The 19,124-nt window shown below is 57.7% G+C and carries 18 protein-coding genes; 10 read left to right on the forward strand and 8 right to left on the reverse strand.

Annotated elements, in window-relative coordinates:
- Positions 1-19 precede the first annotated feature (19 nt).
- Together glyQ and HZB29_03615 are read left to right on the forward strand one after the other, a co-directional pair.
- A complete protein-coding gene (glyQ, locus tag HZB29_03610) occupies positions 20-889 on the forward strand; it encodes a glycine--tRNA ligase subunit alpha (protein MBI5814677.1) in 870 nt (289 codons plus the stop codon).
- A gap of 55 nt (positions 890-944) precedes the next feature.
- Entirely contained in the window at positions 945-1,367 is a 423-nt protein-coding gene (locus HZB29_03615) for a hypothetical protein (GenBank protein ID MBI5814678.1), read from the forward strand.
- A gap of 109 nt (positions 1,368-1,476) precedes the next feature.
- Here HZB29_03615 and HZB29_03620 read toward each other — a convergent pair whose 3' ends face one another.
- Positions 1,477-3,420, reverse strand: a complete 1,944-nt coding sequence (locus HZB29_03620; protein ID MBI5814679.1) for a choice-of-anchor D domain-containing protein — start codon at positions 3,418-3,420, stop codon at positions 1,477-1,479.
- A 246-nt stretch (positions 3,421-3,666) separates the two neighbouring features.
- On the opposite strand from HZB29_03620, the gene HZB29_03625 reads away from it, so the two are divergent.
- Positions 3,667-4,464: a hypothetical protein gene (locus HZB29_03625; GenBank protein MBI5814680.1), complete on the forward strand. Its 798-nt coding sequence runs from the start codon at positions 3,667-3,669 to the stop codon at positions 4,462-4,464.
- Positions 4,465-4,658: 194 nt separating this feature from the next.
- The gene (locus tag HZB29_03630; protein MBI5814681.1) at positions 4,659-4,925 is read left to right on the forward strand and encodes a helix-turn-helix transcriptional regulator; all 267 of its coding nucleotides are present in this window, start codon (positions 4,659-4,661) and stop codon (positions 4,923-4,925) included.
- 43 nt (positions 4,926-4,968) lie between these two features.
- Here HZB29_03630 and HZB29_03635 read toward each other — a convergent pair whose 3' ends face one another.
- Positions 4,969-5,637 (reverse strand): ABC transporter ATP-binding protein, encoded by a 669-nt coding sequence (locus tag HZB29_03635; GenBank protein MBI5814682.1) that lies wholly within the window; start codon positions 5,635-5,637, stop codon positions 4,969-4,971.
- A gap of 4 nt (positions 5,638-5,641) precedes the next feature.
- Positions 5,642-6,760, reverse strand: coding sequence for an efflux RND transporter periplasmic adaptor subunit (locus tag HZB29_03640; GenBank protein ID MBI5814683.1), 1,119 nt, complete (start codon positions 6,758-6,760; stop codon positions 5,642-5,644).
- Positions 6,761-7,131: 371 nt separating this feature from the next.
- On the opposite strand from HZB29_03640, the gene HZB29_03645 reads away from it, so the two are divergent.
- The 6 genes from HZB29_03645 to recG all read left to right on the forward strand — a co-directional run bounded on the left by HZB29_03645 (position 7,132) and on the right by recG (position 15,226).
- On the forward strand, positions 7,132-8,097 hold the full coding sequence (locus HZB29_03645; GenBank protein MBI5814684.1) for a hypothetical protein: 966 nt from the start codon (positions 7,132-7,134) through the stop codon (positions 8,095-8,097).
- A gap of 216 nt (positions 8,098-8,313) precedes the next feature.
- Complete coding sequence (locus tag HZB29_03650) at positions 8,314-9,777, forward strand: hypothetical protein (GenBank protein ID MBI5814685.1); 1,464 nt, start codon at positions 8,314-8,316, stop codon at positions 9,775-9,777.
- Positions 9,774-10,313 (forward strand): hypothetical protein, encoded by a 540-nt coding sequence (locus tag HZB29_03655; protein MBI5814686.1) that lies wholly within the window; start codon positions 9,774-9,776, stop codon positions 10,311-10,313. Before HZB29_03650 ends, HZB29_03655 begins: the two co-directional genes overlap by 4 nt.
- 202 nt (positions 10,314-10,515) lie before the next feature.
- Positions 10,516-11,775: a flagellin lysine-N-methylase gene (fliB, locus tag HZB29_03660; protein ID MBI5814687.1), complete on the forward strand. Its 1,260-nt coding sequence runs from the start codon at positions 10,516-10,518 to the stop codon at positions 11,773-11,775.
- 67 nt (positions 11,776-11,842) lie between these two features.
- A complete protein-coding gene (locus HZB29_03665; protein MBI5814688.1) occupies positions 11,843-13,051 on the forward strand; it encodes an argininosuccinate synthase in 1,209 nt (402 codons plus the stop codon).
- A gap of 54 nt (positions 13,052-13,105) precedes the next feature.
- Entirely contained in the window at positions 13,106-15,226 is a 2,121-nt protein-coding gene (gene recG, locus HZB29_03670) for an ATP-dependent DNA helicase RecG (GenBank protein MBI5814689.1), read from the forward strand.
- Between the two features lie 178 nt (positions 15,227-15,404).
- Here the strand turns inward: recG and HZB29_03675 are convergent, their stop codons facing one another.
- The 5 genes from HZB29_03675 to rfaE1 form a co-directional block, all read right to left on the reverse strand.
- Positions 15,405-16,175, reverse strand: a complete 771-nt coding sequence (locus tag HZB29_03675) for an MBL fold metallo-hydrolase (protein MBI5814690.1) — start codon at positions 16,173-16,175, stop codon at positions 15,405-15,407.
- Between the two features lie 7 nt (positions 16,176-16,182).
- Positions 16,183-17,130, reverse strand: a complete 948-nt coding sequence (locus HZB29_03680) for a hypothetical protein (protein MBI5814691.1) — start codon at positions 17,128-17,130, stop codon at positions 16,183-16,185.
- Positions 17,131-17,355 carry a type II toxin-antitoxin system HicA family toxin gene (locus HZB29_03685; protein ID MBI5814692.1) on the reverse strand — a complete coding sequence of 75 codons (225 nt, stop codon included), beginning with the start codon at positions 17,353-17,355 and terminating at the stop codon, positions 17,131-17,133.
- Positions 17,352-17,573, reverse strand: coding sequence for a type II toxin-antitoxin system HicB family antitoxin (locus HZB29_03690; protein MBI5814693.1), 222 nt, complete (start codon positions 17,571-17,573; stop codon positions 17,352-17,354). Before HZB29_03690 ends, HZB29_03685 begins: the two co-directional genes overlap by 4 nt.
- 84 nt (positions 17,574-17,657) lie before the next feature.
- Complete coding sequence (gene rfaE1 / locus HZB29_03695; GenBank protein MBI5814694.1) at positions 17,658-19,121, reverse strand: D-glycero-beta-D-manno-heptose-7-phosphate kinase; 1,464 nt, start codon at positions 19,119-19,121, stop codon at positions 17,658-17,660.
- Positions 19,122-19,124 lie beyond the last annotated feature (3 nt).

Here is a 19,124-nt window from a genome sequence, read left to right on the forward strand (position 1 = left end):
TAATTTTTAAAGGGAAGAAATGCATTTCCAGGACGTGATACTCACATTGCAGAATTTCTGGGCCCGCAAGGGCCTGTTGATCCTCCAGCCAACGGACATTGAAGTGGGAGCGGGGACTTTCAACCGCCACACTTTCCTGCGCTCCCTTGGCCCGGAGCCCTGGAACGCGGCGTATGTGGAGCCGTCCCGCAGGCCCACCGACGGGCGATACGGGGAGAATCCCAACAGGCTGCAGCATTACTACCAATTCCAGGTGGTGATGAAGCCGAACCCGGAGAACACACAGGAGCTATATCTTGAATCGCTTTCGGCGCTGGGCTTAAAGCCGGAGGAGCATGATATAAGGTTCGTGGAGGACGACTGGGAATCCCCCACCCTCGGCGCGTGGGGTCTTGGCTGGGAAGTGTGGCTCGACGGGATGGAGATCACGCAATACACCTACTTCCAGCAGATCGGCGGGATAGATTTAAAGCCGGTCACAGCCGAGCTTACATACGGGCTTGAGCGCATCGCCATGTACCTGCAGAATTGCGACAACGTGTACGACCTTAAGTGGAATGAAAACGTCTCCTATGGCGACGTGCACCACCGCGACGAGGTGGAGTTCTCCGGCTACAACTTCAACCACGCAAACGTGCCGCTTCACTTAAAGTGGTTCGACGAGTTTGAAAAGGAGAGCCACCGGCTGCTGGACATGAACATGACGCTGCCCGCGTATGACTTCTGTTTAAAATGCAGCCACACCTTCAACATGCTCGATGCGCGCGGGGCGATATCCGTGGCGGAGCGGACGAGATATATCGGGCGGGTGCGCGCCATCGCCCGGCGCGTGGCGGAAAACTACCTTGCGCTGCGCGAGGAGCTTGGGCATCCGCTGCTGAAGAAGTGACGGCGATGGACAGATGACTCGATCATAGTGTTGAATCAGAACGGATGACATAACGATGTCCGAAGAGGTGTTGTTCCGCTTTGTGTCCAAGGCCGCCGCCTGGCTGGGCCTTGGTGAAATCACGGTGATCCTGATAGGCATTGTGGCCGTCACCTTCATTTTCCTCCTTTTCTGGTTCAAGTTCGCCCCCTGGCTGATCCTGAAAATGGGGGGAGAGGAAACGGAGATACTGATGACCGGCGCCCCGGGCAATGCCACCATACTGCAGGCGGAACGTGTCGCCGGCATTGAAGATAACGGCCAGCGGCTGGAGCTTACGTTACGAGTGGCGCCTCAGCGTGGGGCGGAGTATCAGGCCAGGGCCAGAGTGGACGCGCCGGCTGAATTGGTGGACAGGTTCAAATCCGGCGCGGTTTTCCCGGTAAAAATATCCCAGGCCGATCCGCGGAAAGTTGTCCTGGACCTGGACGACGAATAAAACGCGGCGGCGTCTGCGATCCCGGAAACCGTCCCCGGCTATCCAGGATCATTTCCTCGTAGGGGCGAGGCGGCGCCTCGCCCTCATCGGGCGACCCACCGGGTCGCCCCTACAGCCCCGTCGTAAAACTCCTCACCGGGCTGTCGGTCGCCGTGCCGGACGTGGTCTCGGAAGTCACCTTCCAGTAATACACCGTGTTGGCTTTAAGACCGGTCACAGTCTGTTTCATGGAATTGTCGCTGGTGGTTGATTTGGACGATCCGCCGCCGCAGGAGGCAAACGCGGAAGCTGCCACGATGAACAAAATCGCGGAGCCGTACCGTAGTAGCGCCGGCATCTTGCCGGCATGCCGCCGGGACGGCGGCGCTACAAGCGAAATAAGCCCCATCACAACCAAAAACGCCGCGGGAACCGCCGCGCCTGTTGAGCGCGCAGTCGCCGCTGGTTCTGCGCATCCGCTAAAGTCCGCCGATTCGCAAACGTAAACCTTGTTGGTCACCACTCCGCCGTCCGGCGCCTGGCCCGGTGTCCATTGCAACGTAACCGATGTTCCTGTTATGGTCTCGCCGTCGCTTGGCGCCATCAGCGCTGGCTCTGTTGGAGGCAGTCCAGAGCTGGAGCCGCTCAACACAATAGTGAGCGGATAGTATTTTGCGTTGTTCGTCCAAACTTCCACAGTCCCGGTGAAGTCACCTTCGGCGCCGGGATTGAACGCCACCACGATCTCACACGACCGGCCCGGTATCAGCGGCTGGTTGGTGCAAGTGTCGCTGACGATGGTGAATCCTGTTCCCGATATGTCCACCCGGTGGATGAAGGTGGAAATGGGGCCGCTGTTCTGTATGGTGATGGTCTGGGTGGAGCTTCTTGTTATCGCCACCGGCCCAAAACTCACCGTCTGCGAGCCGATATCGCCAAGATCAGGATCGGGGAATATGCAAGAGCCGTCATCGGTGGTGGCGGATAGGCTGTAGTTGATGGCGTGATAGTCCGTGCAACCGGAGGTGGAGGAAGCGGATAAAGATGAAGCGCCCGCAGGGGGTGTCGCTCCATACTCATACGCCCCGATGTCACACGCGGAGCCATATGGCCTTGGTGCGGCGCGCTGGTCGGTTGTGACAGCCCCGCCGTTGCAATCGCCAGCGTCTATGGCCGCGCTGCCAACCTGCAGAGCATGGGTCTGGGTGGAGCCGCCATTGCTTGCCAGGGCGCCAAGGTTTGCCAGAGCCGATCCGGCGATGTCCGTCCCTGCTGTAAGGTTGCAAGTGTTGTCGCTGTCCAGGTTGTACCCGGTGGACGAACCGCCGGGAATGCCGGTGCAGTCGTTGCCTTCCCCGTTGCCGGCGATGATGGTGTTATTAAATGTAATGTTCCCTCCGGTCCTGTAAACGCCGTCGTTGGCTGTTATGGCGTTGTTGTTGGTTATAGTGCAATGGGTGAATGTAATGGAGCCAGCCGAGGCAATCACGCCGCCGCCATCGGACACCGTATATTGGTTGCCGCTGATGGTGGTGTTTGTCAACGTCATGGTTCCGCTATTGCGGATTCCCGCGCCATTATTGCCGGTGATGGTGGATGAAGAAATGGTGACTGTTCCACCAGGATTATATATGCCCCCGCCATTTCCCGCGCCATTTTGGATCGTGACCCCTGTGATGGACACAACATAGGCGCCGGTGATGTGAAGCACCCTATCAATCCCGCCGCCGTCTAATATCGCGCCGGAGCCGGTGATGGTGACACTGTCGCTTATGTCATAGTCTCCGCTGACGTTTAAATCATCGCCGGACGCGCCGGTGATTGTGTATGTCCCGGCGGGGATGACAATAGTATGGCCGCCCAGCCCCATGTTCACCTCGTCTATCGCGGCGCGCAGTGTGCATACGCCAGTGGCGGTGGCGCAAATATTATCGCCAAGGTTGTTGTCATGATCGTCGCCCGTGTTATTGACCGTGAAGGTGGCCGCCAATGAATGGCCCGCGCATGCAATCAACGCCAAAGACAATATGGCCAGACATCTGATACCCTTGGAAAGCGCCAATCGGACTTTCATATTACCCCCTGCGTTCACAGCGCATGACAAGAAATATCCGCTTATTAATCCCGCAATGCCCCGGCAATGGGATTTACCGTTGCTGTTAGTCGAATTTATTCAATCCAATCAATAAAATGAATACGCCGAAAGTTGTATTTTTTAACGATTTATCTTTGTTTCCGGCTCTATTCTTTTGAAATAATTCAGCTTGTATTTACCAAAAAATAGTTTAAATTATGTTTATCCACCTGGATGGATAGTGTCATGAATATCCGGCAAACGATCCGCAAGCTGCCCGCCGCAACGTTAAGGAAGGCCTGGCGTTTGGCCAATGATCTGTCGGAAACAAAAACCATCGATGAATTGTCGCAGGTGATTTTCAACCAGACAGGCTCCATCGTCCCCCACGAAACGGCGGCGCTATACGCCCAGGACCCCTTGACCCTGGCGCCCCTGCCCGACTTTTTCGCCACCAAAAATATCGGCGACAGCGCTGAAAATATCAAGCGGTATAACGAACGCTATTTCAGCGTTAGCCCTGTCATTAAAACGGTTGGCGATCCGCGCTTTAACAATATTGGATTTTCGGAAAGCGATGTGGTCAACAAATCGTCGTTCCTCGACAGCGAGTATTATCAGGATTTTTTCAAGCCGATGGGTCTGTGCCAAACCTTGGTTTTAAACGCGGTGTTTCACGGCCAAACCACCGGCACGGTGTCGTTCCATAGGCCGCCGGGCGCCAGGGACTATACCCGGATGGAGAAAGCGGCGCTCACTTTGGTTGCCCCGGCCATCGCCAGCGCGTTCTGGGCCATACGCCTTCGGGATAATCAGGAGGCCCGGCGGAGCCAGCCCGCCATCCAGCGGAACAACCGCTATCCGCTCACGGCCAGGGAGGATCAGATCACCCGCTTGACACTGCTTGGCCATTCAAACCGAGAGATAGCCAATGAGCTTTATATCAGCGAAAAAACCGCCAAGACCCATTTGGCCTCCATCATGCGCAAAACCGGGGCCAAAAGCAGATGCCATCTCATTTATAAACTCCATTTTGAAAAATAGTCTGCCAATGGAACTTCGCGGAGCTTTTTTATAGTCCGGGGTATTGTTAACTGTTGCCCAAATCAAGTTAACACGCGCATAGGTTCTTTTCTGTGTCACCCCAGCCTTGAGCCGGGGTCTCCTTGATATAGCGCGATCCCGGATATCCCGTTATTTGCGCCGAGCGGCGCCGGATTCACGAGGCCAGGGATATATTGCTGTCGAACATCGCCAATCCGCCATCCCTGATAGAGCTGTCTGGGATGGCCGGGATGAACCATAAAAAGCTCAACCGTGGATTCCGAAGCAAGTTCGGCAAAACGACGTACGCCTGGGTGGTGGAACACAGGATGGAAATGGCGCGCGCGGCCATGCACTTGCGCGGAATCACAGTTGCGGAAGCGGCGTATCTTGCCGGATATTCGCACCCGTCGAATTTCACCACCGCCTTTAAAAAATGTTTCGGGTATCCGCCTGGGTAAGTCACAAAACCCCGCGCCCGATAGGCTAATCAGCGGCGGGCTTTCAGGCGCGTTGCCGATCCTCCAGCCGCCCGTCCTTCAATTTAATGATCCTGCGCGAGTGGGCCGCGATGGCCTGGTCGTGGGTGACCATCACTATCGTCACACCGTCGCCGTTGAGACTTTTCAATATGTCCATTATCGCCGCGCCGGTCTTGGTGTCCAGGTTGCCCGTCGGCTCGTCGGCCAGGATGATTTTAGGCTCTGCCACTATCGCCCGGGCGATGGCGGTGCGTTGCGATTCACCGCCGGACACCTGGCTTGGAAAATGGTTTAGCCTGTGGGATAGCCCCACTTTCTCAAGCGCGGCGGCCGCCCTGGACTTCGGGTCCAATTCTCCCCGGTAGTACAGCGGCAGGCAGACGTTTTCCAATATGGTGTTGCGGGCCAGAAGGTTATAGCTCTGGAACACGAACCCAATGTCCCGGTTTCGCACACGGGAAAGCTCGTCCTCCGTCATCTTCGCCACGTTAACGCCGCCTAGCAGGTAATCGCCGGAAGTGGGTGTGTCCAGACAGCCGAGAATGTTCATCAGCGTGGACTTGCCGGAGCCGGACGGCCCCATCAGCGCCGTGAAATCCCCCGCATCCACAGCAAAAGAGACCCCCGCCAGCGCCTCCACCCCAGCGCCGGCAAGGTTGTACACCTTGCGGACGTCCGTAAGCTCGATCACGGCGTCAGTCCTCCGCCGGAGCGCGCAGAAACACCGTCTCCCCTTCCCGGAGCCCTTGCGTTACCTCCGCCTCGAACCCGTTGGAAAGCCCCACTTTCACCGCGCGTTTCTCCGGCTTGCCGCCCCCCACCAGATAAACATAATGCGTCTTGCCGCCGTCATCGGTCTTTAGCGCCTCCTCCGGGGCAATGATCACACCGCTCTTGGACTGAAGGATAAGGTCCACATTCGCAGTCATTCCCGGCTTGAGCTTCTGGACCCCCTCGCCGGTTATTTCTATTTTCACCTTGAACACCGTTATGGCGCCGGAAGACTCCCCCTTCGGATACACCCGCGTGACGATCCCGTCGAACACCATTTCAGGATACGCGTCCGCGGTGATGTTCGCCTTCTGGGCGGCGTAGACCTTGCCGATGTCCGTCTCGTCCACGAGCGCCACGATGAAGATGCGGGAGATGTCCCCCACCAGCCCAAGCTTTGTGCCCCCGGTGAAAGTGGATATGCCCGACGCCACCACCTGCCCCTTTTCCACGGTCTTTTCCAGCAGCACCCCGTCCATAGGGGAGACTATCACCGTCTCCCGCAGCCGTTCTTTGGCGTCGTCAAGCTCCAGCCTCGCCTTTTTCACGGCAGCCTCGGCGAACTCGGCCTTGGACTTCGCCTGCGCCTCGGCGGTCTGCGCCGATTCGAGCTCCTGGTTTGAAATCAAACCTTGTTTGGAAAGCGCAACGGCCCTGGTTGCCTTTGCGGAAAGTTCCATAAGGCTGGCCCCGGCGGAGTCGAAATCAGCAATCGCCCGCGCCAGGTCGGACTCTTTCATCCCCACATTGCGCCGTTCCGTGGCGGGGTCGAGCGTAAGAAGCTTTTGTCCCGCCTTGATCGCATCCCCCGGCTCGTATGGAAACTCGGTCACCTCGCCTGAAGCTTTCGATTTTATCTCCACCTGCGAATCCGGCTCTATGGCCCCAGTGGCGGACACGGCCAGTGTGATGTCCCCTTTTGCAATCCGGGCGGTCCTGGTCTTTTCATTCTTTCCGGACGTGCCGTTGAATTTGAAGACCCCCGCACCGGCGATAATCACCGCGAGGATGGTGACAATGGCGATAATCTTCTTTTTGTTCATCTTTGCATTGTATCATCGGGAAGCGCATCGGCATATGTCCGCGATTCAGACTAACGCCAAGATGAAAACGACCTGAAAAAGGACACTGTAACTGTCCGCAAAGAAGTCAAATCGCCATAAGTTTATATCAAAGCAAACACAAAATGGGGGGCAGGAAGTTTCCGCGCGACAGTCATCTTGATGATATTATTGAATTTATAAATAGACACCGCGCGAAAAACCGTTTGGCGTATTAATTGCTTAATATCATGGGCAGACTTGTCGGTTTCATCCAAACGCTATTATATAAGTTGGAATACAACGATTTGAATTTGGTGGGGGTGTTTCTTATGTTTCGCAGGGCGGTAGCAGGATTGGCGCTTGCCGGGTTGATGATGATAGCTGGCTGCAGCGGGGTGGGCGGGGAGAATGACACTTCCACTTCGGGCTCCTCTTCTACCGGATCGGGCTCCACCAAGGACCTGAGCAAGATAGGGCAGACCCCCGACCTGACCTGGCACAACGATTATATGACCGGCTCCCACGCAAACTATTCGTGCGGGATCACCTGCCACCCCACGGACACGGCGCTCACAAAAACTTCGGCGCGGACCTCCGGCCAAACCAAACCGGGGATGGCGCTCACCTCCACCCGGTCGGAAATCTGCTCCCAGTGCCATATGAGCAATTACAACGCCGCGTCCAACTTCAAACATTCCCAGAATAACGTGGGCACATACTGCAACTCGTGCCACTATTCGGACAGCTTCACCTCCCATTCGCGCGTGAGCCACACGGAATTCCACTCCGTCATCACCACGAACTGCGAAAGCTGCCACTCGAACAGGTATCCTTCATCGCACTCGTCCTCTGGCAGGACCTCTGGCTGCGCCTCGTGCCACCAGTATTCCAGCGGCTCGTGGGGTCTCTCGTCCGGCGGCGCGCACACTTATACCAGTGGCTGCTCCTCTTGCCACAGCCCGACCACGAACCATTCCGGCAGGTCCTCAAGCTGCGAAACGTGCCACACATACCCGACATGGACGGTGGCGCATACTTATACCTCCGGCTGTTCCTCTTGCCACAGCCCGACAACAGACCATTCCGGCAGGTCCAGCAGTTGCGAAACGTGCCACACATACCCGACATGGGCATGGTCGCACCCGGACGTAACTTCCGGATGCTCCTCGTGCCATAGCGGCCACTACAGCCCCTACTCCTGCGAGGGGTGCCACACGAGGGGCTTAAGCTGGGACTTCAGCCACAACTCGGTGAGTTCCTCCAACTGTATCGCCTGCCACGCCGACGGGTATGGAGATGACGGCGGCGAGGGCGGCCACGGCGGCGGCGACAACTAAAAAGCGCTCCGGAAGGCTGTGCCCCAGAGAAATTTAATACCGTATTTGGTGGCGCCGGCCTGGCTTGCCCTTACCTCTTGCGGCGGGCCATCCGGGGTGGTTCGTGGGACCATGAGGCGGAAAGCCTTCGCATGACATTCCGGTGGGGTCTTCTGCCAGGACAGAAAGGATATGACAACGGATTCCGCTGCGCCATGTGACACGGGCCGTGACCGCATGGCGGATTACCCCGTCCTTTTCATCGCCGGAACGCTCATAGCGCTGGCCCAGTACTTCCTTTTGCAGGAGGTCACCGCGCTTACCGCCGGCACCGAAATCGTGATACTGCTCGTCACGGTGGCTTACTTTTCAGGATTTTCCATCGGATACACTCTTTCCGGACGGATCTCCGAACCGGCCATAATAAAACTGATCGCGCTTTTTTTTCTTTTGCACCTTACGTTCCCGTTTTCATTACGGCTCCTGGCCGGGGCGCTGCATGAAATGCTTCCCGGCCTTGCGGCGCTGGCGCTTTTGTTCGTCACGGCGTTTGCGATGGTCTCCGTTTTTTCGATCCTCCTCCCGGCGTACATAGACAGGCGCGGGCCGGCCTCGCTCCCGGCGCTGTACGCCACCGAGCTTTGCGGAACCGCCTTCGGATTCGCCGTGATATTCGGCGTGGGGGCCGCCCAGGCTTACGCTGTGGCGGCGATTTACCATGTGGCGTTCGCGGCCCTGGTGGGCGCCGTGTTCTGGAACATGAAAGCGGCCTTGGCGGCGCTTGCATTGGCCGGTGTTTCCGTGTTCATGTCCTCTTCGATGGACCGGTGGTCGCTATCCTATTTCTATGAGCGCGCTTTCGGCGTCAAAGACGCCCAGACCCTCTACAGCGTGTACAGTCCATATCAGAAGGTGGACATTATCGAGGCAAAGTCCGGATCGCGAAGGCTGTACCTTAACGGGCTTTTGTTTTACGGCTCCGGCTCGCTGCGCCAGTTCAACCTGTACCTGACGAGGCTTCCGGTGGAGCTTGCCGCCCCGGCAAATACGCTTATCATAGGCTCGGGATCCATGGAGTCCGTCGCGTATGCGTCACAAAAATCGGCCAGCGTCACCACGGTGGAAATAGACGAGGCGGTGATAAAAGGGAGCCTGGCCTATTTCACAGATGTGAACATGGGCGGGAAAATACCCGGTTGGCGCTACGTGGTGGACGACGGCAAGCATTTCCTGGGATCGGGCGTGGAGAAATATGACCTGATATCCGTGGACGTGCCTGCGCCTTTCACCATACAGACCGGGCTTGTATATTCGGAGGACTTCATGCGGCTTGCGCGCGGGAGGCTCTCGCCCAAAGGCGTTTTCTCAATTTCGTTGTGCGGCAGGATAGATGACGGAGGGATGATCGCCACGGCTGTGGCCGCCGCTGTGCTGAACACCTTTGACGGCGTGATAATCCACACTCCCGAAAAATCCCCATACAGTTTCGCGTTGGCCGGGCATAAACTCCCTTTCACAAAAGAGCAGGCCGCGCGATTGATCGGGCAGTACGGCGGCGGGACCGTGAAAATAATGGACAAAGCCGAGGCGATGGCGGCGGTGGGGGGCGCAAAGCCGATCAGGTGGGACGATCCTAGCCTGCCGGTGAAGGCCAGCTTGCGGCGGACCGCGAAAAAATTCTTCCCCGCGGAGGGGAGATGAACGGATCAGCGGGGCTAAAGACTTTATACGTGTTCATGATGGGGTTTTTTCTCGCCCTCACGCAGACCGGCTTTTTTTTCGGAATGGAGATATTTTTCACCTCCGCTTTCGCCGGATTCGGCGCTGTGGCCGGCGGCTGGCTTCTGGGAAGCGCGGCGGGGCTTTTCATCGCAAAAGCGCGAATATGGGGGAGCGGCGCCGTCCGCGCGCAGATTGCCCACATAGCCTTGTGCCTTGCCGCGTACTACGCCTTGCAATGGGGATTGCGGACGGCTCCTTTCGACACGGCGCTGGCGCCTGTGTACATAGTCCTCATCGCCGTCTCAGGATCGCAGGCCGGAGCTTTCTTTGCCCGGAGCGGCGGGATTTTCCCCACAGCCTCGCGGCTTTATCTGTGGGAGAACAACGGGTTCATCGCCGGGTGGGTGGCCGGATTCGCAGGGTACGTTTTCATGGGGAGCGGATTTACATTATGGGCGCCAGCATTGGCCGCCGCGCTCACGGCCTCGTTGGGAAACAGGGCGCACAAGGCCTGATCCCCTTGCGCCATCCGGGAAGCCGCCACCAGTGCGGTCACAATCAGGCCTGCTTTCAGCTCTTTCAGTACGTTCCCTGCGCTCAGTTCGTTCAGATGCGGCTTTTCATTCTGTCCGCCTTCCAATCTGCGGGCCATACGGGTATATTCAGCTTGTGAAAGGCGGATAGCCTCCGCCGCCTTATGAATGGAAGGATGCTGACATGGACGGAAAAATCGCGGTCCCGGCTTACATGGCGGACTTTGCATGCCTTGGCGGCGAGTGCGACATGACATGCTGCCGTGTATGGGATGTCCCCTATGATGACGCGGCGTTTGACCGCTTGCAATCGGCCATGAGCCGGGATGAGTGGGCCGCAACCCTGAAAAATTTCCGCGCTCCCGATGTGGAGATAAAGGGGGCGAAGAGCATAGTAAAACTGCGGCCGGACGGTTATTGCGTATTTTTCGATGACAAAGGGCTCTGTTCCATACAGGGGAAGTACGGGGAGATGCGCCTTGGCGACGTTTGCGCCAAATACCCGCGCCAGTTCATCGGAATCGGGAACAGGATAGAGATGGTCGGCTGCCTTTCATGTCCGGAAGCTGTCCGGGGCCTTATCGCCAAGGGGGCGGCGCATGTGGCGGTAAAAGAGCCCTCATCGCTGCCACGGCCGGACTTGCTCACGCTCAAGCATTTTGTGGACACATCGTCCGCAAGTCTTTACCAAAGCGCATTTGACGATGTGCGGGGCGTTCTGCTTCAGCTATTGCAGGACGCTTCCCATCCGTTGGACACGCGACTTTTTCTGGCCAGCTATTTCGCCTCCCGCACATCCACTTTCTTCAGGAAAGGGGCCGGACGTGAGCATGCCGGGAAATTGGCCGTGGAGATAAAGAATATATTGTCGTCTGCGGCGCAGATGGAGCTTAAGGCCGGTTTTGACTCGATCAGTTTTTCCAGCAAGCTTGCCGTCTCCACCATCCGCGGCGTTCTGGAAGTCCGGGCCAAAACAAAAAGCGTCTTCCCGGAATATGTGGAGCTTATCGGGAAAATCGCGGACCATTACGCAGGCGAATCCTCGTCGGACGCTCTCTGGAAAGCGTATGAAGGGAGCAAATCCGCCGCGCCGCAATCAGTGCGGGACTATTTTGACAGGCTGCTCGGCAATTACTGCGCGGAGCATTTGTTGTCCACCCCATATATAGTTGAAGAGGAGCTTCTTTCGTACATCGTGCTGCTCCTTTTGCGGGTGGCGGCGCTGCGTTTCATTTTCTACAGCCATCCGGACATTTATGAATTTCAGCATGAGGTGGACAAAATTCCGGAGGAAGATTTTTATGGACGTCTGGCCGTGAAGACAGTGGTCTTTTTCACGAAAAACCTGGAGCACAACCTGGGTTACATGGAAGAGGTCAAAAAAGCGCTTGGGGGCGGCGGGATGTTCTCGCTGGCGCACGCGGCGGTCTTTATCAGGATGTGATTCCGGGCTTCATTCGGCGGCGTTTAACTAGTAGAATACGGCGGTTGGTTTTTATTAAGGAGACGAAATGTCCAGGAAGATAAACAAGGTGGTCCTTGCCTATTCGGGCGGGCTGGACACCTCTGTCATAGTCCGGTGGCTCATCGAAAATTATGGATGCGAGGTTGTCTGCTTCGCCGCCGACCTGGGGCAGGGGGAAGAACTAAAACCACTTCACGCCAAGGCGAAGGCCTCCGGCGCGTCCGGGCTTGTTATCCGGGACCTGAAGGAAACGTTCGTCAACGATTTCGTTTTCCCGATGCTGCGCGCCAACGCCATATATGAAGGGTCATACCTTTTGGGCACGTCCATCGCCAGGCCGCTCATCGCCCGGGAGCAGGTGGCCATCGCCCGGGAAACCGGGGCGGACGCCGTTTCCCACGGCGCCACCGGCAAAGGCAACGACCAGGTGCGGTTCGAGCTGACGTTCGCCGCGCTCAATCCGTCGTTAAAATGCGTCGCCCCGTGGAGGGAGTGGAATTTCAAGTCGCGCGAGGACTTGATGAAATACGCGGCAAAATGGAAAATCCCTGTCTCCACCACGAAGAAAAAACCGTGGTCCATGGACAGGAACCTTCTGCACCTTTCGTTCGAAGGCGGGATTCTGGAAAATCCGTGGAGCGCGCCGCCGGACGAAATGTTCGTATTGAGCGTGTCGCCGAAAAAAGCTCCGGACAAGGAGACTGTGCTGACCATCGGCTATAAAAAAGGCAACCCGGTCTCCATCAACGGCAAGGAGATGAGCCCGGCGAAACTGCTGGCTAGGCTGAACGAGCTTGGCGGGAAGAACGGCATCGGCCGGGTGGACCTAGTGGAGAACCGGTTCGTCGGGATGAAATCGCGCGGGGTGTATGAGACCCCCGGCGGGACCATATTGCACGCGGCGCACAGGGCTGTGGAATCGCTGACCCTCGACCGCGAGGTTTTGCGGCTGCGTGACTCGCTGATTCCCCAATACGCGGCGATGGTGTACAACGGATTCTGGTATTCGCCGGAGCGGGAGAACCTGCAGACGTTGATAGACGAAATCCAGAAACCGGTGACAGGCGAGGCGCGTGTGTCGCTATACAAGGGAAGCGTCGCGGTGCTTGGCCGCCGTTCCCCCAATTCGCTGTTCGATCCGCGCTACGCCACCTTCGAGGCGGACACCGTTTACAACCAGGCCGACGCGGAAGGTTTTATACGGCTCAACGCGCTGCGGTTGAGGATCCGGGCGTTGGCCAAAAAGAAGCGATAAAGGTTGGCATGGGGCGGATGGCAAGTCCGTCCCATGTATCCACACAGGAGATCAATGACCCACCCATCCGTTGACCTCGCCTCTCCAGTGCAGTTCCTCAAGGGTGTGGGGCCGCGCCGGGCGGAGCTTCTGGGCAAACTTGGAATCCAGACAGTGCGGGATCTTTTGAATCATTTCCCGCAGCGCTACGAAGACCGCGCCGCAATCAAACCGATAGCCCAGACCCAGGTGGACAATCTGGAGACCGTGCGGGGCGTCGTGAAAAACGTTTCCGTATCCCCCATGGGGCGCACCCGGAAAAAAGTGTTCGAGGCGGCGTTCGCCGACAAGTCCGGCGTCATCCGCGCCATATGGTTCAAGTTTCCCGAAAAGGCGTATCTGCAAAGGTACGCCGTGGGGACGGAATGGATAGTTTCCGGCAAGGTCACTGTCAATAAATTCCGGGGCAACAAGGTGATCATCCACCCGGAGACCGAGGAGGCGGACATTGAACCGGGGGACGAGGGCGCCGCTGATTCATATAAAATCGTCCCCATATACCCCCTCACGGAAGGGCTTATCCAGCGGGCCTTGCGCGGCATCATAAAATCGGCCGAGCCGTTGATAGAACATATCGCCGACTTTATCCCCGATGAACTTAATGAGCGGTACAAACTGCCGGGGCTTGCGGAAAGCATGGCGTATATCCATTCCCCCCCGCCGGATGCGGACGTGAACTCTCTAAACGAGTTTGAGGACCGCCACCAGAAAAAGCTTATCTTCAACGAGTTCTTCCTCGTGCAGACCGGCCTTGCGCTGAAGCATGGGACCGCCCGCGCCAAAATCCCCGGCGTGGCGATGGGGGTGGAGAGCGCGTTGATGGAAAAAATCCGATCCGTGTTCCCCTTTCCGTTGACGGGGGCGCAGAAACGGGCGCTAGGCGAGATCACGGCGGACATGACTTCCGACAAGCCGATGAGCAGGTTGCTGCAAGGGGACGTTGGAAGCGGGAAGACCGCCGTGGCCCTCTCCGCCGCGTTGATCGCCGTGCACAACCGCAAACAGGCCGCCATAATGGCCCCCACGGAGATATTGGCGAACCAGCATTACAAAAACATAAGCAGGGCGCTTGGCGCCACAAAAGTTCGCGTCGAACTTATAACTTCAGGTTCGGACGGAAAGAAGGAGGCCATATCCCGCGCCATGAGCGGCGAGGCGCACATCATCATCGGCACACACGCGTTGATACAGGAAGGGGTGGATTTCCACAACCTTGGGCTTGTGATAATAGACGAGCAACACAGGTTCGGTGTGCGCCAGCGGGCGGAGCTTATGAAACGCGGCGTCCACGCACACACTCTGATAATGAGCGCCACGCCGATCCCACGGACGCTGGCGATGACACTATATGGCGACCTTGACGTGTCGGTGTTGGACGAAATGCCGCCCGGGCGCACCCCCATCTCAACGAAAATCCATGAGCCGGAGCAGCGCCGCCGCGCCATCGAATTAGTGCGCGACGAAGTGAAAAAAGGGAGGCAGGCGTATATCATTTATCCGTTGGTGGAGGAGAGTGAGAAGCTGGAATTAAAGGCCGCCGTCACCATGTTCGAGCATCTGCGCGAAGGTGATTTCGCCGGATTGCGGCTCGGCCTCACCCATGGCCGGATGAAAAGCGCGGAGAAGGACGAGGTGATGGAACGGTTCGGCCGGGGGGAGATAGACATACTCGTCTCCACCACGGTGATAGAGGTGGGGATAGATTACCCCAACGCCACGGTGATGATGATAGAGCACGCGGACAGGTTCGGCCTAAGCCAGCTTCACCAATTGCGCGGGCGGGTGGGGCGCGGGACGCATTCTTCGCATTGTTTGTTGATGGCCGAATGCCACCGTGGCGCTCCAGGATGGGACAGATTGAAGGTGATGGAAAAATTTCAGGACGGATTCAAGATCGCCGAGGAAGACCTTGCGCGGCGCGGCGCCGGCGACTTTTTCGGATCGAAACAATCAGGATTGCCGGAATTTAAAATCGGGGATATATTGCGCGACCACCGCATACTTGCCGAAGCCCGCAAGGCGGCCTTTGCCTTGGTGGAAGAAGACCCTAAACTGGCGAAACCGGAGAACGCGAAATTATTGAAAGCGGTGAAGGAGAATTGGAAGGACAGGTTTGAATTGGGGGAGGTGGGATAGCGCGGCTATATATAGATCGCCATGCTCGCGCCATGTCATCCCGGAAGCCGTAATCGGCTATCCGGGATCACGGTATACAAGGGGCAACCCGGTGGGGGTCGCCTGAGGGCAAGCCAGCGGCTTGCCCCTACAAGGCGCTGATGCCGGATCAAGTCCGGTATGACAATTATTGAGCGCTCTACCCCACCCTCACAATCTTACCCGGCCTGTCCTGCCCGGCCACTTCAAACGGTGTTGCGCCGCCGGGCAATGCTTCTTCCGCCATCTGGCGCACCAGATGTGGATTATTGTTCGTTTGCGACACGTGGGCGAAGGTGATCCCTTGCAGGTTTGCGTGAACCACGTTTTTCACAAGCTCGAGGCATTGCCCATTTGAAAGGTGCCCGTTGCGGCTGGCGATGCGTTGCTTCAACTCCCACGGGTACGGCCCGGCCTTTAGCATCTCGGGATCGTGGTTTGATTCCAGAATCATATAATCGGCCCCGGCTATTTTGCGCTCCATAAGCCAGGTCACATATCCCGCGTCCGTCGCCACCGCCAGGCTGATTCCGCCCACCCTGAATATAAACGCGCAAGTGTCCCGCGCGTCGTGCGGGATGGAGAATGACACCACCTCTATCCCGCATGCGTCAAAAGCGCTTCCGGTGGCGAAATGCTCCACCCGGGGCAATTTCCCCAACCTATCCTTCACCGCATGATGGGTCTCCCGGTTCATGAATACCGGAACTTTCAAATTGCGCGCAACCACTCCGGCGCCTTTCACATGGTCGTTATGTTCGTGGCTTACCACGATGGCCTTGATGTGATCCGGACGTATCCCCGCCTCGCTCAACCTTGCCAGTGTTCCTTTCGCGGAGAAACCCGCGTCCAACAGAATTCCCTCCCGCTCACCGCCAATGAATATGGAATTGCCGGACGAACCGGAGCCGAGGACGCAAAGACGCAGCATCGGAATGTTAATCCGACACCAGCATGTGATATAACAGCGGAATCATTATCTCGTGATGGCCCGTGATGGATATTCCGCGCCCGGCGCCCTGGATGGGGCGGTTCACAACGTTCACGGCGGGGCGGTAATGCTGGATCATGTCCATGTTCACGGTCATAAATTCCGAAACATCGCTCCCCAGATTCCGCGCGGCGGAAAGCGCCTTGATGAACACCTCCGGCAATATCACAGACGAGCCGACGTTAAGGTACACCCCGCCGCCGCCGAGTTGGGAGACGACGCCGGTGAACAGGCGGAAATCGTTCAGCGTGGCCCGACCCGTCGCCGCGCCGTCCACGTTCGGATGGATATGCACGATGTCCGTGCCGATGGCGGCGTGGACCGTCACCGGGATTTTGCGGTCATAACCGTTCGCCAACAGCGACAATGCGGCGTTGGGCATTTTTGATTCGGCGATATACCGCCCGATAGCTTCCCCCATGCCGGTGTCGCCAGTGGCGAACTTTTTTAACGCACCGTTAAAATGCGCCGCCGTCTCCTCCACCATGCCAAAGCGCCCTTCTTTTATTTCCACCGCCACATCTTCGCTGGTGGCCCCGTTAAACGCTATTTCCAGATCGTGCACCGCCCCCGCCCCGTTCATCGCCAGCGCGTCGAGGATGCCACGTTCCATAAGGTTGATGAGGATCGGCGGCATGCCGCACTTGATCACATGCGCCCCGATGGCCATCACAACGGGTTTGCCTTTGGACTTTGCATCGCGTATGGCGGACACCACCTTGCGCAAATCATTCGCCTTTAGTATCGAAGGGAGCAGATCGGAAAACTTCCCGCTTTTTTGATACGCCGCCACGTCCGCGAACATCCCGGTGGTGACGAGGCTTTTGCGCCCGGCGATCGGGTATGACCCGATTTTCGAAAAGTCCGCCGGTTTGAATTTGTATCCGTCCGCCATTTATTTAATCAATTCCATGAATTCATCCAACGTCAGGCCAGCCTGCTCGATTATGTTCACCAGCGTTCCCTTTTTTATGTCCCTGTTCTGGTGATGGGGGACAACCACCCGGAAGCCCTCTTTCTTGAATATTTTATGGCTCCCCTTTTGCCGATGCTCGATAAAGCCCGCCTTCACCAAGGCTTTGACCACTTCACGGCTTTTTAGCGTGGGAGTTTTCGTCAAACGCTGGCTTCCACCTCGAGGAACAAACGGTTTTCCTCCGGGACGGGCAATCCGTCCGCCTCCAAGCTTTCAATATAAAGGTCCATAGCTTCCTTGATGTTGGCTATGGCCTCATCATAAGTGTCCCCTTGTGAAATGCACCCGGGCAACGAAGGGACCAAAGCGGTGAATCCCCCTTCTTCCTGTGGTTCAAGGATGACCTTGTAATAGCGTTTCATGATATCTCCGCTTTCCAACAATTACCTGGCGGCAAGTTTCTTTGTTTATTATAGCTATCCCGCGCGCCGGGGAGCCATTTATATTTACCCGCCGAACCGGCCCATGATGCCGTTAATAATGTTCGTGGTGGACTTGCCCGCCACCAGCGGCACTATCTCCACCCTGCCGCCGCGTTTCTCCACCACGTCGCGCCCCACCACCGTGTCCGGGGTATAGTCTCCCCCTTTCACCAGGATGTCCGGCGACACGGCCTTGATAACGTTGATCGGCGTGTCCTCGTTGAAAACGGTGACAGCGTCCACGCATGAGAGCGCGGAAAGAACTTTTATCCTGTCGTCCTGCTTTGTCAGCGGCCTGTTTTTACCTTTGATGCGGCGCACGGAAGCGTCCGAGTTAAGGCCCACCACCAGCGCGTCGCCAAGGGCGCGGGCCTTTTCCAGATAATGGACATGCCCTGCATGGACGATGTCGAAACAGCCGTTGGTGAACACCACCGCCCGTCCCTCGCCCCGGAGTTTTTTGGCGTATTCCGCCGCCTGCGCGCGGCTCTTCACCTTGCCGTTTCCAGCCTTGTCGGGCATAAGCCTGTCGAGCACTTCGCGCCGGGTGACGGCCCTTGCGCCCACATGCCCCACTTCGATGGCGGCCGCCACGTTGGCGATTTTCGCCGCCTCTTCCAGCGGCAGCCCGGCGAAAAGCGTGACGGCCAGCGCCGCTATCACAGTGTCCCCAGCGCCGGTGACGTCAAACACTTCCAGCGCCTCAGCGGCGAAATGCATGCTGGCTCCATCTTTGCCAAACACGCTCATCCCCTCGTCGCCGCGGGTGATGAAGATGTGCTCGGCGCCGGTCACTTTGAAAAGCCGCGCCGCCGCCGTGCGGTAATCCCTGTCCGTTTTTATCTCCACCCCGGAGGCCAGCGCGGCCTCCTTGCGGTTCGGCGTGATGATGGTGGCGCCGGAGTATTTGGAATAGTCGCGACCCTTCGGATCGACTATCACCATCTTGCCCGCTTTCCGGGCGCATTTTATTATCCGCGCCGTGACGGCGGCGGGAAGCGCCCCTTTGCCGTAATCGGAAAGGATCACCCCGTCGCACTTTTTGACGGCGCCTTCCACCCGCGCCACAAGCCTGGCCTGGCCTTTGTTGTCAGCGTCCGCCCTGCTCTCCCGGTCCACCCGGAGCATCTGCTGGCGCATGGCGATGAACCTTGTCTTGCGCGTGGTGGGGCGTGCCGGGTCGGTGACAAGGTCGGCCGGGCTGATCCCTTTTTTCTTTAGCAGCGCCTTTATGGAATCCGCGCCGTCATCATCTCCCAGAAGGCCCACAAGCCGGGCCTTGGCCCCAAGGGCGGATGCGTTTGCCGCCACGTTCGCCGCGCCGCCTAAAATCTCCTCCTCGTCGGTCACTTCCAGCACCTGCGCCGGGGCCTCGGGCGATATCCGCTCGATATGCCCCCGCACATACCTGTCGAGTATCACGTCCCCCACCACCAAAGCGGTGGGCCGCCGCATTCCGTTCAAAGCATCGAATAGCCGCTTGTTCATCTG

Source organism: Nitrospinota bacterium (assembly GCA_016235255.1).
Lineage (GTDB): Bacteria > Nitrospinota_A > UBA7883 > UBA7883 > JACRLM01 > JACRLM01.